The sequence below is a fragment of the Caulobacter zeae genome (genome assembly GCF_002858925.1).
Classification (GTDB): Bacteria; Pseudomonadota; Alphaproteobacteria; order Caulobacterales; family Caulobacteraceae; genus Caulobacter; species Caulobacter zeae.
The window spans coordinates 31,584-41,591 of the sequence record NZ_PJRS01000023.1 but is presented as its reverse complement, the minus strand read 5'-3'; the positions used below and the strand labels follow the sequence as shown (position 1 = coordinate 41,591).

Sequence of the window (10,008 nt, the reverse complement as noted above, 5' to 3'; positions counted from 1 at the left end):
GGGGCTTCGCGGGGATTTTACGGAGACAGGATTCCTTCAGGGAGAGGGATCAGAACAGCCCGGCCGCCATCTGCCGCAGGGGATTGCCCGGGTCGGCCAGCAGCTTCACCGCCATGGCGCAGGAGATGGTCACCAGCAGCGGCCGGATCAGCCGCGCCCCGAACCGCACGGCCAGGCGAGAGCCCAGTTGCGCCCCCAGGAAGGCGCCGACGGCCATGGCCAGGCCGATGGGCCAGATCACCGCGCCCTTGAGGATGAACAGCGCCAGCGCCCCGACATTGCTGGCGGCGTTGGCCAGCTTGGTGTGGGCGGTGGCCTTCAGCACGCCGTAGCCGAGCAGGGTGACGATGGCGACCATGTAGAAGGCCCCCGCGCCCGGACCGAAGATCCCGTCATAGAAGTCGACGATCGGCGCGATGAAGCCGGCGAAGACCGGCAGGGCCAGGCGGGATGGGCCGTCCTCGGCCTTCAGGGCCTTGGACAGGCCGAAATAGACGGCGATGACGATCAGCAGCACCGGCACGAGGCCGGCCAGGAATTTCGGCGACAGCAGGCTGGCGCACAGGGCGCCGGCGATCCCCGCCAGGCCGGCGGTGAGGCCGATCGGCCATGCGGTCTTCCAGTCGATCAGGCCGCGCTTGGCGAAGGCCCGCGTGGCCGAGACCGAACCGAACGTGCTTTGCAGCTTGCTGGTGCCCAGCGCCGCGATCGGCGACAGGCCCGAAAGCAGCAGCGCCGGCAGGGTGATCAGGCCGCCGCCGCCGGCGATGGCGTCCAGGGTCCCGGCCACGAAGGCCACGGCGAACAGGATGACGAGCAGCTGGACGCTCAGATGTTCCATCACAGGGCCCTACAAACGCAAAAAGCCGCCCGGGGGCCGGGCGGCGGCAGGCGGCGGGTGAAGGAAGGGGAGGCGGCCATGGCGCGTCTCCCCATCATTCGATCAACCGATCAGGCTGCCCCACTGGTGGGCGCGCGAGGCCTTGCTGGTGCGGCCCAGGGCCTTCAGCTCTTCGCGGGCCGCGGCTTTTTCTTCCTTGCGGACGCGTTGCTCGGCGATTTCGGCGGCCTTGCGTTCCTTGCGTTCGGCGCGCTTGACGGCCGCGATCTCTTCCTGGCGGGCCAGGGCTTCGAGGCGGGCGATTTCCTTGGCTTCGGCGCGGGCGGCGCGGACGGCTTCCAGTTCGGCGGCGCGCTGCTCGTCGCGCTTGTCGAAATCAGGATCCTGAACGGCGGCCTTCGGCTTGAATTTCGCCAGCATGGCCTTCTTGGCGTCTTGCTGGGCGGTGATGCGATCGGCGAATCCGGTGTTCTTCAGATAGGACATGAAGCTTCGTGCTGTTGGAGAGGCGCGTCTCTAAACCCCAAAACGCTCCGAAAAGCAATCCAAACGGGCCGGTTCGGCGACGGACGGAATGTCGCGCGCGAGCGACCGGCGGGGGATGGGGGCGCCTGGGAGACCCGGATTCCGTGGTTCAGCTGACCCTGCGGAAATTCCCTCGCGAAAACAGCGCCTTGCGTAGTTTCTCCACAATCTTGACGCACCGCAGCGCGCCCTATAGGTTCCGCCGCGATCAAGCCGGCCGAAAAAGCGCCTTCTTCAGGCGCGTCTGCGGGCGCTTTCGGACCTGACCGCTTCCCATGCCCAAGGCCGACGAACCGAACGACAAGGCCCTGCAAAGCCTGGACGCTCGGCTCGACGCTTTCGAGGCGCGGAAGGCGGCGGAAAAGCCCGTCAAGGCGGCGGGCGAGAAAGCTTCCCAGGACGGCTATCGCCTCCTGGCGGATTTGATCGGGGGCGTTCTGGTGGGGCTCGGCTTCGGCTGGCTGCTCGATCATTATGCCGGCACGGGGCCTTGGGGGATGGTCGGCGGTCTGCTGATCGGCACGGGTCTCGCGATATTCTCCGTCGTCCGCAAGGCGACGAAACTGAGCGCGCAGGCGTCCAAGGCTCCGGCCGAGGATGTAGACAACGGGGACGGGCCAACCGCCCCCAAGCAGAAGAGAGACTAGGGCCGATGGCCGATCCGATGCACCAGTTCCAGATCCAGAAGATCGTGGAACTGCCGACCGTGACCGTTCCGGGCCTGGGCGCTATCGACCTGTCGATCACCAATTCGGTGTTCGCGATGCTGCTGGCCGCGACCCTGATCGTGGTGTTCTATGCCGCCGCCGCCCGCAAGGCCGTGGTGCCGGGCCGCCTGCAGACCGTGGGCGAGATGCTCTACGGACTGGTCGACGGACTGGCCGAGTCGATCATCGGCCACGACGGCAAGAAGTACCTGCCCTTCGTCTTCACCCTGTTCGCGTTCGTGCTGTTCATGAACATCCAGGGCATGTTCCTGGTGTTCACCGCCACCTCGCAGCTGGCCGTGACCCTGACCCTGGGCATCATGGTCATCCTGACCGTGGTCGCCGTCGGCTTCGCCAAGAACGGCCTCAAGTTCTTCAAGCTGTTCGCCCCGTCGGGCGTGCCGTGGCCGCTGTATTTCCTGCTGGTGCCGATCGAGATCCTCTCGTTCCTGATCCGCCCCATCACCCTGGGCCTTCGTCTGTTCGGCAACATGCTGGGCGGCCACGTCGTGCTGAAGATCTTCGCCGGCTTCGTCGTCGCCCTGGGCGGCCTCGGCGTCCTGGGCTGGGCCGGCGCGGCCCTGGCCCTCTCCTCCGTCATCGCCCTGACGGCGCTCGAGTTCATGGTGGCCTTCCTTCAGGCCTTCGTGTTCGCGGTGCTCACCTGCGTCTATCTCAACGACGTCGTGCACCTCGACAGCCACTGATCACCCTTTTCTCTTCAACCTATCTCTGAATTCTCAAGGAGCCTCACAATGGAAGCGGAAGCCGCTAAGTACATCGGCGCTGGCCTGGCCATGCTCGGCATGATCGGCGCGGGCGTCGGCCTGGGCGTCATGTTCGGCAACTATTTCCAAGGCGCGCTGCGTAACCCGACCGCCGCCGCTCAAGAGCGTCCGATGCTGTTCCTCGGCATGGCGCTGACGGAAGCCCTGGGCATCTTCGCCCTGGTCATCGCCTTCCTGATCCTCTTCTCGTAATCCCCAGAGCGCGGCGGGGCCGGCCTTCGGCCCGCGCCGCGCTTTGATCTTCTAGAACCGAGCCTGCCCGTCCCATCGGATGGCAGGCGTTAGCTGAGAGGCGCCCTCGCCCATGGCGACGGAAAATCACGGCACGGTCGAGTCGACTGAAGCCCCTGGGCACGAGAGCGGCGGTCTTCCGCAGCTCCAGTTCCAGCACTGGGGCGGTCAGATCGTCTGGCTGCTGCTCATCTTCGCCGTTCTCTACGTCGTGCTGTCGAAGGGCCTGCTGCCCCGCGTCAGCGGCGCGATCGACGAACGCGGCGCCAAGATCGCCGGCGACATCGCCGACGCCCGTCGTCTGAAGGACGAAGCCGAAGCCCAGGCCCGCGCGGCCGCGGCCGAGGTCGCCGAGGCTCGCGCCAAGGCCCAGAAGACCGCTGCTGACGCCAAGGCCAAGGCCACGGCGCAAGCCGCCGAGCGTCAGGCCAAGGAAGAAGCCGTTCTGGCCGAGAAGCTGGCCGCCGCCGAAGCCTCGATCACCACCGCCCGCGACGAGGCCATGAGCCACGTCCGCACGGTGGCCGAGGAAACGGCCGGCGCCATCGTCGAGAAGCTGACGGGCAAGGCGGCTTCGGCCGCCGAGCTCAAAGCGGCTCTGGCCTAAGGAGTAGCCGACATGGAACATCAATCCCTGTTCAGCTTCTCCAACCCGGAGTTCTGGGTCCTGGCGGCCCTGGTGATCTTCTTCGGCCTGCTGGTCGTGCTGAAGGTCCTGCCCGGCGCCCTGTTCGGCGCGCTTGACGGCTACGCCGCCAAGATCCAGGCCGAGCTCGCCGAGGCCCAGCAGCTCCGCGAGGAGGCGCAAGCCCTGCTCGCCGAGGTCAAGGCCCAGCGCGAGGAAGCCGAGCGCCAGGCTTCGGCCATGCTCGAGGCGGCCAAGGCGGACGCGATCCGCCTGGAAGCCGAGGCCAAGGAGAAGCTCGAGGAGCAGATCAAGCGTCGCGCCGAAATGGCCGAGCGCAAGATCGCCCAGGCCGAGGCCCAGGCCGCTGCGGACGTCAAGGCCGCGGCCGTCGACCTCGCCTCGCAGGCCGCCGAGGCGGTCCTGCTGGCCCGCGTCGCGACCGGCTCGGACCCGCTGGTCGATGCGGCCATCGGCCAGATCGGCGGCAAGCTGCAGTAGTCCTTCCCGGACAGCTGAAAGATCGAAAGGCGCGGCTCGCAAGGGCCGCGCCTTTTTCTTTTTGGGCCCGTGTTGAAGCCTCCACCTTCTCCCGTCATTCCCGCCTTTGTGGCGGGAACCCCTCAGTCAGCCGCAAGGGCGGTGGGAGCGGCGTGCTCGGCACGCCGCCGGCGTTTCAGGTGCGGGCGGAACCAGAGGTTCCCGCCACAAGGGCGGGAATGACGGGAGGTTGGAGATGGGGCTTCAGCCCGCCGCCTGTTGCCGCCTCAGCGCCTTCCGCACAGCCTTCCGCCCCCGCTTCAGCACCCGCCAGCCCGGCCGCCGCAGGAACACTTTCTCCGACCGCAGCAGCTGCTGCCAGGCGACCAGCAGGATCTCCGGCTCGCGGCGCATCAGGCGGCGGATCGGGAAGATCAGCTTGGGGTGACGCTTCTGCCAGCGGATGAAGCGGCGCTTGGCCTGGAACGAGTTGCGTAAGACCACCATCAGCCCGATCACCAGCAGCGGCAGGCCGACATGGCCGGGCAGGGGGGTGAGCACCGCGCCGGCCAGCAGGATCAGGACGCCCAGGGCGATCAGCAGCAGCCGGGCCACGCGGGCGAAGGTTTCGCGCACGACGAAGGCCAGCCGGCGGCGACGGAGGCTGGAAAGGCGGCGAACGACCCTGGGGTCGCGCCGGGTCACTGGAGGCGGCTCACGGGGGCCCTAGACCGCGCGCTGGCCCCGGCGCTTGAGCGCCTTGCGCCAGCGCTTGGCCACGCGCCAGCGGCGCGGGATGACCAGCTTCTCGATCCGCAGGGCCTGCTGCCAGGCCACCAGCACCACCTCGGGCTCGCGGCGCAGCAGGCGGCGCAGCGGGAAGACCAGCTTGGGGTGGGCGTGCTGGAAGCGGACGAACTGCTTGCGGGCCTTGAACGAGTTGCGCAGCACCAGCATCAGGCCGATGACCGTCAGCGGCACGCCCATCGGGCCGGGCAGGGGCGCGATCAGAAAGCCCGCCGCGATGAACACCAGGCCAAGGGCCACGAGCAGGCCGCGAATGATCCGGCCGAGAAGCTCGCGGGCGAGTTCGTCGGCAACGGAGAGGCGCACGGGCGGCATGGCGATGGCGAGGTTCATGGGGGGCTGAACGGGGCTTGTGGTCCGCCGGTTTCCGGAAATAGGCCGGCCCCCTCGTCTCACAAGCTGCATATGGAAACGGGGCGCCCTTCCGTAAAGGCGCCCCGTTCCGCATTCGTGCTGCTGTTGCAGCTATTCCGCGGCGAGTGGCGCGGGGGCCACAGGTTTCCACTTCAACTTCGGCTTCCGGGCCGCCAGCGTCTCGTCCAGGCGCTTGAGCGGCGCCAGGTGCGGGGCGTTCTTGAAGCGGTCCGTCTCGCCGGCCTTGGCGGCCTGGGCCAGCAGGCGCAGGGCCTCGATGAAGCGGTCGAGCTCGGCCTTCGACTCGGTCTCGGTCGGCTCGATCAGCATCGCGCCATGCACCACCAGCGGGAAGTACATGGTCATCGGGTGGAAGCCCTCGTCGATCATCGCCTTGGCGAAGTCGAGCGTGGTCACGCCCGTGTCTTCCAGCCAGGCGTCGTCGAACAGCGCCTCGTGCATGCACGGACCCTCGGGGAAGGCCGGGCTCATCAGGTCGCTCAGGCGGGCCTTGATGTAGTTGGCGTTCAGCACCGCGTCCTCGGCCACCTGGCGCAGGCCGTCGGCGCCGTGGCTGAGCATGTAGGCGTAGGCGCGCACGTACATGCCCATCTGGCCGTGGAAGGCGCTCATCCGGCCGAAGGCCTGGGCGGCGGGCCCTTCCGCTTCCTCGATCAGCTTGTAGCCGCTGTCGTCATGCACCACCCACGGGGTGGGGGCGAACGGGGCGAGAGCCTCCGACAGCACCACCGGACCCGCGCCCGGACCGCCGCCGCCGTGCGGCGTCGAGAAGGTCTTGTGCAGGTTGATGTGCATGGCGTCGACGCCCAGGTCGCCCGGACGCACCCGGCCGACGATGGCGTTGAAGTTGGCGCCGTCGCAGTAGAAGTACGCGCCCGCCTCGTGGGTCAGGCGGGCGATCTCGACCACGTCGCGCTCGAACAGGCCGCAGGTGTTGGGGTTGGTGACCATGATCGCGGCCACGTGGTCGCCGAGCTTGGCTTCCAGGTCGGCCAGGTCGACGCGGCCGTCGTCGGTCTGGGCGATTTCCACGACCGTGTAGCCGCAGAAGGCCGCCGTGGCCGGGTTGGTGCCGTGGGCGCTGGTCGGGGCCAGAACGGTCTTGCGGTGGCCGTTCCCGGCCGCCTCGTGGGCTGCACGGATCGCCAGCAGGCCGCACAGCTCGCCATGGGCGCCGGCCTTGGGGCTCAGGGCCACGGCCGGCATGCCGGTCAGGGTCTTCAGCCAGTGGGCCAGGCGGTCCATCAGCTCGATCGCGCCCTGCACCGTCGACTGCGGTTGCAGCGGGTGGATGTCCGACAGGCCCGGCAGGCGCGCCATCTTCTCGTTCAGGCGCGGGTTGTGCTTCATCGTGCACGAGCCCAGCGGATAGAGCGCCAGGTCGATGGCGTGGTTCTTCTGGCTGAGGCGCACGTAGTGGCGCACGGCTTCCGGTTCCGACAAGCCCGGCAGGCCGATGGCGTCATCGCGGGTCAGGCCGGCCAGGGCGCCGTCGGCGGGAACGGCGTCGGGCAGGTCGACGCCGGTCTTGGTCCAGCCGCCCAGTTCGAAGATCAGCGGCTCGTCCTGCAGCAGGCCGCGGCCGCCCGACAGGGAGTTAAAGCCTTCGGCTTCGTCATTCGAGGCTTCGGGACGGGTGGGGCGTCCGACATTGTTCATGCTCATTGGACGGCTCCGGCCAGCAGCTTGGCGAAGAAGGTGATGTCGGTGTCGAGCGTGGTCTCGGTCGTGGCGACCAGCAGCACGTCGTCCAGGCCCGCGCCCGGCTCCAGGCGCGAATAGGGCACGCCGGCGATGACGCCGTGGGCGGCCAGGGTCTCGACGACCTCGGCGGCGTCCTTGGGCAGGCGCACGGCGAACTCGTTGAAGAACCGCGGGGTGAGGACCTCGACGCCCGGGATGGCCGCCAGGGCCTTGGCGGTCGCCAGAGCCTTCTGGTGGTTCAGCGAGGCCAGCTGGCGCAGGCCCTGCTCGCCCAGCAGGCTCATGTGGATCGAGAAGGCCAGGGCGCACAGGCCGCTGTTGGTGCAGATGTTGCTGGTGGCCTTGTCGCGGCGGATGTGCTGCTCGCGGGTCGACAGGGTCAGCACGAAGCCGCGCTTGCCGTCGGCGTCCACCGTCTCGCCGCAGAGGCGGCCGGGGGCCTGGCGGACGAACTTTTCGCGGCAGGCGAAAAGGCCGACGTAAGGACCGCCGAAGTTCAGGCCGTTGCCGATCGACTGGCCCTCGGCCACGGCGATGTCGGCGCCCATGGCGCCCGGCGACTTCAAGAGGCCGTAGGAGACGGCCTCGGTGGTGACGACGATCAGCAGGGCGCCGGCGGCGTGGGCGGCCTCGGCGATCTTGGTGACGTCGGTGGCCGTGCCGAACACGTTGGGGGTCTGCACGACGACGCAGGCGGTATCCTGGTCGATGGCGGCGATCACCGCGTCCTCGGCGTCGATGGCGGCCGGCAGGCGCTGCGTGGTCACGCCGGCGGCGTGGGCCAGGGTCTCGACCGCGCCGACATACTGCGGGTGGACGCCGCCCGACAGCACGGCCTTGTTCTTGCGGGTGACGCGCTGGGCCATCATCACGGCCTCGGCCGTGGCGGTCGAGCCGTCATAGAGCGAGGCGTTGGCCACATCCATGCCGGTCAGGGCGGCGACCTGGCTCTGGAACTCGAACAGCACCTGCAGCGTGCCTTGGGCGATTTCCGGCTGGTAGGGCGTGTAGCTGGTCAGGAATTCCGACCGCTGGATGATGTGGTCGACCGTGGCCGGCACGTGGTGGCGATAGGCCCCTGCCCCGACGAAGAACGGCCCCTCGGCCGCCGAGCGGTTGCGGCGCGACAGGCGCAAGAGCTCGCGCTCGACCTCGATCTCGCCGGCGTGATGGGGCAGGTCCACAGGCTCGCTGCGGCGGGCGACGGCCGGCACGTCGACGAACAGCTCGTCGATCGAGCCCGCGCCGATCACGCCGAGCATGTCGGCGCGGTCTTCGGGGGTCAGGGGGAGGTAGCGCATCAATCAGGTCCTTCTCCCTTCCCCCTTGATGGGGGAAGGGGCGGGGATGGGGGTGTCTACTGCGGTGGGGTCACCCCCAACCCTGCCCTTCCCCCATCAAGGGGGAAGGGTTCTTCCTTTAAAGCGTCGCCAGGAACGCCTCGTAGGCGTCGCGGTCCATCAGGGCGTCGACCTCGGCCGGGTTGGAGAGCTTCAGCTTGGCGAACCAGCCGCCGGCTTCCGGAACGGCGTTGACGGTTTCCGGCGCGTCGGCCAGCTCGGCGTTGGCTTCGACCACTTCGCCCGAGACCGGGGCGTAGACGTCCGAGGCGGCCTTGACGCTCTCGACGACGGCCAGGCCTTCGCCCTGGGCCACGGTCTTGCCGACCTCGGGAACCTCGACGAACACCACGTCGCCCAGTTGCTCGGCGGCGTAGGCGGTGATGCCGACAGTGGCGATGTCGCCTTCGACGGCGACCCATTCATGGTCCTTGGTGAAACGCATCTTCCTGGCCCTTGATCAGAGTTTGCGAACGTAACGGGTGGGAACGAACGGGGAGGCGACGACCTGCGCGGCCGCCGGCTTGCCCCGGACGATGACTTTCAGCGTCGCGCCGATTACGGCGTAGGCCGGGGGCACGAAACCAATCGCAATGGCGCCGCCGAAGCTGGGGCCGAAGCCGCCGCTGGTGACCTTGCCAATGACGTTGCCGTCAGCGTCGGCGATGTCGGCGCCTTCACGGGCCGGGGCGCCTTCCAGCACCTTCAGGTTCACGCGCACGCGGGCCAGCTCGCCGGCCAGTTCCTTGGTGATCCGTTCGGCGCCCAGGAAGTCGCCGGCCTCGCGGCGGCTCTTGCCGACGGCGAAGTTCAGGCCCGCCTCGATCGGCGAGACCGTCTCGTCCAGGTCGTGGCCGTAGAGCGGCAGGCCCGCTTCCAGGCGCAGGCTGTCGCGGGCGCCCAGGCCGATCGGCTTGACGCGCTCGTCTTCCAGCAGGGTGTTCCAGATGCGGGCGGCGTCCGACGCCGGAACCGAGATCTCGTAGCCGTCCTCGCCGGTGTAGCCCGAGCGCGAGATGATGGCGTCGACGCCGAAGGCGGTCAGGGCCTTGGCGTCCATGAACACCATCTCGGCCGCTTCCGGCACGTGGGCGGCCAGCACGGCGGCGGCTTCGGGACCTTGCAGCGCCAGCAGCGCGCGGTCTTCCAGGCGCTCGACGGTCGCCTCGCCGGCCAACTCGCGGGCGATGATGGCGTAGTCGTTGTCCTTGCAGGCGCCGTTGACCACGACGAACAGGCCGTCGTCGTCGGGACGGGCGGTCATCAGGTCGTCGATGATCCCGCCTTCGGGGTTCAGCAGCACGCCGTAGCGCTGCTTGCCGGCCTTCAGGCCCTGGTAGTCGGCCGAGACCACCTTCTCGAAGCTTTTCGCCGGGTTCTCACCACGCAGCCGGGCCTGGCCCATGTGCGAGACGTCGAACAGGCCCGCGTGCTCGCGGGTCCACAGGTGCTCTTTCAGCACGCCGTCCTTGTACTGCACGGGCATCGAATAGCCCGCGAACGGAACCATGCGGGCGCCGGCCGCCACGTGGGCGTCGAACAGCGGGGTCTTCTTGAGGTCGTCGGTGGACACGCGGCGGGCTCC

13 protein-coding genes are annotated in these 10,008 nt (G+C 68.7%); 5 read left to right on the top strand and 8 right to left on the bottom strand.

Annotated features, from left to right (window positions below; all coding sequences use genetic code 11):
• Positions 1–49: 49 nt before the first annotated feature.
• A complete protein-coding gene (locus SGCZBJ_RS13580; protein WP_101718539.1) occupies positions 50–841 on the bottom strand; it encodes a TSUP family transporter in 792 nt (263 codons plus the stop codon).
• Positions 842–943: 102 nt separating this feature from the next.
• Positions 944–1,327, bottom strand: a complete 384-nt coding sequence (locus SGCZBJ_RS13575; RefSeq protein WP_101718538.1) for a DUF6481 family protein — start codon at positions 1,325–1,327, stop codon at positions 944–946.
• Positions 1,328–1,641: 314 nt separating this feature from the next.
• Here SGCZBJ_RS13575 and SGCZBJ_RS13570 point away from each other — a divergent pair, with 314 nt between their 5' ends.
• The 5 genes from SGCZBJ_RS13570 (at position 1,642) to SGCZBJ_RS13550 (ending at position 4,218) form a co-directional block, all read left to right on the top strand.
• Positions 1,642–2,013, top strand: coding sequence for an AtpZ/AtpI family protein (locus tag SGCZBJ_RS13570; RefSeq protein ID WP_101718537.1), 372 nt, complete (start codon positions 1,642–1,644; stop codon positions 2,011–2,013).
• 5 nt (positions 2,014–2,018) lie between these two features.
• Complete coding sequence (locus tag SGCZBJ_RS13565) at positions 2,019–2,780, top strand: F0F1 ATP synthase subunit A (protein ID WP_101718536.1); 762 nt, start codon at positions 2,019–2,021, stop codon at positions 2,778–2,780.
• A gap of 48 nt (positions 2,781–2,828) precedes the next feature.
• The gene (locus SGCZBJ_RS13560) at positions 2,829–3,053 is read left to right on the top strand and encodes a F0F1 ATP synthase subunit C (protein WP_101713756.1); all 225 of its coding nucleotides are present in this window, start codon (positions 2,829–2,831) and stop codon (positions 3,051–3,053) included.
• A gap of 112 nt (positions 3,054–3,165) precedes the next feature.
• On the top strand, positions 3,166–3,699 hold the full coding sequence (locus SGCZBJ_RS13555) for a F0F1 ATP synthase subunit B family protein (RefSeq protein ID WP_101718535.1): 534 nt from the start codon (positions 3,166–3,168) through the stop codon (positions 3,697–3,699).
• Between the two features lie 12 nt (positions 3,700–3,711).
• Positions 3,712–4,218, top strand: a complete 507-nt coding sequence (locus SGCZBJ_RS13550; protein WP_101718534.1) for a F0F1 ATP synthase subunit B — start codon at positions 3,712–3,714, stop codon at positions 4,216–4,218.
• 243 nt (positions 4,219–4,461) lie between these two features.
• Here the strand turns inward: SGCZBJ_RS13550 and SGCZBJ_RS13545 are convergent, their stop codons facing one another.
• The 6 genes from SGCZBJ_RS13545 to gcvT form a co-directional block, all read right to left on the bottom strand.
• Positions 4,462–4,902, bottom strand: a complete 441-nt coding sequence (locus tag SGCZBJ_RS13545) for a hypothetical protein (protein WP_101718533.1) — start codon at positions 4,900–4,902, stop codon at positions 4,462–4,464.
• 21 nt (positions 4,903–4,923) lie between these two features.
• Positions 4,924–5,337: a hypothetical protein gene (locus SGCZBJ_RS13540; RefSeq protein WP_058348592.1), complete on the bottom strand. Its 414-nt coding sequence runs from the start codon at positions 5,335–5,337 to the stop codon at positions 4,924–4,926.
• 132 nt (positions 5,338–5,469) lie between these two features.
• Positions 5,470–7,044 (bottom strand): aminomethyl-transferring glycine dehydrogenase subunit GcvPB, encoded by a 1,575-nt coding sequence (gene gcvPB / locus SGCZBJ_RS13535; protein ID WP_101718532.1) that lies wholly within the window; start codon positions 7,042–7,044, stop codon positions 5,470–5,472.
• Positions 7,041–8,384 carry an aminomethyl-transferring glycine dehydrogenase subunit GcvPA gene (gcvPA, locus tag SGCZBJ_RS13530; protein ID WP_101718531.1) on the bottom strand — a complete coding sequence of 448 codons (1,344 nt, stop codon included), beginning with the start codon at positions 8,382–8,384 and terminating at the stop codon, positions 7,041–7,043. The genes gcvPB and gcvPA overlap by 4 nt, the downstream gene beginning before the upstream one ends.
• 118 nt (positions 8,385–8,502) lie before the next feature.
• The gene (gcvH, locus tag SGCZBJ_RS13525; protein ID WP_101718530.1) at positions 8,503–8,868 is read right to left on the bottom strand and encodes a glycine cleavage system protein GcvH; all 366 of its coding nucleotides are present in this window, start codon (positions 8,866–8,868) and stop codon (positions 8,503–8,505) included.
• 15 nt (positions 8,869–8,883) lie between these two features.
• The gene (gene gcvT / locus SGCZBJ_RS13520) at positions 8,884–9,996 is read right to left on the bottom strand and encodes a glycine cleavage system aminomethyltransferase GcvT (RefSeq protein WP_101718529.1); all 1,113 of its coding nucleotides are present in this window, start codon (positions 9,994–9,996) and stop codon (positions 8,884–8,886) included.
• Between the last annotated feature and the right edge of the window lie 12 nt (positions 9,997–10,008).